Origin of the sequence: Arthrobacter sp. Hiyo1 (assembly GCF_001263615.2) — a bacterium.
In the GTDB taxonomy this organism is placed as follows: domain Bacteria; phylum Actinomycetota; class Actinomycetes; order Actinomycetales; family Micrococcaceae; genus Arthrobacter.
The window spans coordinates 169,123-171,500 of sequence record NZ_DF952476.1 but is presented as its reverse complement, the minus strand read 5'-3'; the positions used below and the strand labels follow the sequence as shown (position 1 = coordinate 171,500).

Here is a 2,378-nt window from a genome sequence, read left to right as displayed (position 1 = left end):
CCGGCTGCTGGGTCTTCGCTGCGAGCAGTGCCGCACGAGTGCGGGGATCAACCTTGTCGGCGACCTGGCCCACGAGCTCGGCAATCAGGGGAGAGTTGGCCGTGACACGTTCGAACGAGACGTCGACGCCGGCAGCCTTCATGAGCTTCTTGACGTCGGACTGTTGCTCGGGGAGCGTCAGCGTGACCACGGTGCCGTCGGAACCTGCGCGGGCCGTACGGCCAGAGCGGTGCAGGTAAGCCTTGTGCTCTGTGGGCGGGTCGACGTGGATGACGAGTTCGACGTCGTCGACGTGCACGCCGCGGGCCGCGACGTCGGTGGCCACCAGGACCCGGACCTCACCGCTGGAGAACTCGGCGAGGTTGCGGTCACGGGCATTCTGCGACAGGTTGCCGTGAAGGTCGACGGCGGGGATGCCGCAGTCGGTCAGAGTCTTGGCAAGCTTGCGGGCGTGGTGCTTGGTCCGCATGAAGAGGACGCGGCGGCCGGCGCCGGAGGCCAGCTCCACGATCAGCTGCTTCTTGACGGTCTGGTCGTTGACCACCAGGACGTGGTGCTCCATGGTGGTGACGGCGGCCTGGGGGTCGTCCACGGAGTGGGTCAGCGGGTTGGACAGGTAACGGTTGACCAGTTTGTCAACACCGTTGTCCAACGTCGCAGAGAAGAGCAGGCGCTGGCCCTGGGTGGGGGTCATGTCCATGAGCTTCTTGACCACCGGGAGGAAGCCGAGGTCTGCCATGTGGTCGGCCTCGTCCAGGACGGTGATCTCGACGGCTTCGAGGGTCAGGATGCGCTGGCGGATGAGGTCCTCGAGGCGGCCCGGGCAAGCGATGACGATGTCGACGCCGGCGCGCAGCGCCTTTTCCTGGCGTGCCTGCGAGATGCCGCCGTAGATGACCGTGGTGTTCAGGCCCATGGCCTTGGCCATCGGTTCGATGGTGGCGTTGATCTGGGTGGCCAGCTCACGGGTCGGCGCGAGGACCAGTCCCATGGGGCGGCCGGGCTTGCGGAAGTGCTTGGCTTCGCGCTCGGCGAGACGTGCCACAAGCGGGATAGCGAAAGCGATGGTCTTACCGGAGCCGGTGCGGCCACGGCCCAGGACGTCGCGGCCTGCGAGCGTATCCGGGAGGGTCTTGACCTGGATGGGGAAAGCTTCTTCAATGCCATCTGCAGCGAGGGACTCGGCGATGGCCTTGGGCGTGCCAAGGGCAGCAAAAGTAGTCATGTGTTTCAAGGGTCTTTCTGGCGGTGTCCAACGGACATCGTCCCCCGACGCCGGTTGGGCCAAGGGTTCGCCGAGGAAAAAGTCAGTGATCGACCGGTAGGCAATAAGCCGTGGCCGGGACCAGAGAAAACGCGTTCATCGACGCAGGATGTGCCTCTCACATGAAAAAAGCCCACTTCCCAACTTTGGAACCAAGCCAAATTCGGGGACTAAGCGGGCATCACTGCACATCAAGTAGATCTATTCTAGCATCCGCGGGCCGCGGGCCTTTCCACAGGGCAGGTTCACGCAGGCGGTGTTCCCCCAAGTAGCTCGCAGTTGTTGTCGTTTTGAGTGCTTATAACGACAACAACTGCGAGTCAGTTGGGTGGGGACAGGCGTTGCCTCGCGGGGCCACATCAGGGCACGCTTGAGCCATGACGCACCAGCACGACGGCGGAGCCCACCTTCACGGCGAAATCCACGACAGCGGAGCCCACCTTCACAGCAACCCTGACCAGGACGCCGACCCGGCGCAGTTTTGGGACGAGGTCTACCGGGAGAAGACGAAGAGGTGGAGCGGGAATCCCAATCCGCAACTCATCGCGGAAGCCAAGGGACTGGCTCCCGGCACCGCCCTGGATCTCGGATGCGGGGAGGGTGCGGACGCCATCTGGCTCGCCCAGCACGGCTGGACGGTGACCGCGGTGGACGTCTCCGCCGTCGCGCTTGAACGGGCAGAAGCCCATGCCGTCGACGTCGGGCTACCGGACCGGATCACGTGGCTGCAACGGAATTTCGGCTCGTGGCACCCGGAAGCTGGCTTCGATCTGGTGTCCTCCCAATTCCTGCATTCTCCGCTTCTTCCGTGGCGCGATTTCCTGGCCTCGGCTGCGGCGGCCGTGGCTCCCGGCGGCGCTTTGTTGGTTGTCGGGCATCATCCGGATGGCCTGACTCCGTGGAGCGGGCACAAGGACATGAAAGACAAGTTCTTCACTCCCGAGGACTTGGTCGAGGCGCTCACAAACGGTCCGGAGACGTGGCGGATCAACGTTGCCGATTCCCGCGAACGCGCGGTGACGGGCCCTGACGGCCAACACGCCACCACCATCGACAGCGTGCTCCGGGCCACCCGGACATCCGGGGCTCACACGTCCTAGGCCCGCACGTCGTC

The 2,378-nt window shown here is 64.8% G+C and carries 2 protein-coding genes; one reads left to right on the top strand and one right to left on the bottom strand.

All coding sequences use genetic code 11. The annotated features are described in order from the left end of the window. Window positions 1-1,225: DEAD/DEAH box helicase (locus tag AHiyo1_RS21225; RefSeq protein WP_059389906.1), on the bottom strand; the 1,225-nt coding region annotated here is incomplete at its 3' end. A 416-nt stretch (window positions 1,226-1,641) separates the two neighbouring features. On the opposite strand from AHiyo1_RS21225, the gene AHiyo1_RS21220 reads away from it, so the two are divergent. After that, on the top strand, window positions 1,642-2,364 hold the full coding sequence (locus AHiyo1_RS21220; RefSeq protein ID WP_059389905.1) for an SAM-dependent methyltransferase: 723 nt from the start codon (window positions 1,642-1,644) through the stop codon (window positions 2,362-2,364). Window positions 2,365-2,378 lie beyond the last annotated feature (14 nt).

What these genes read in the sequence shown, in the direction of transcription:
- AHiyo1_RS21220 (WP_059389905.1), top strand. Translation starts at nt 1,642, where the DNA reads ATGACGCACCAGCACGACGGCGGAGCCCACCTTCACGGCGAAATCCAC.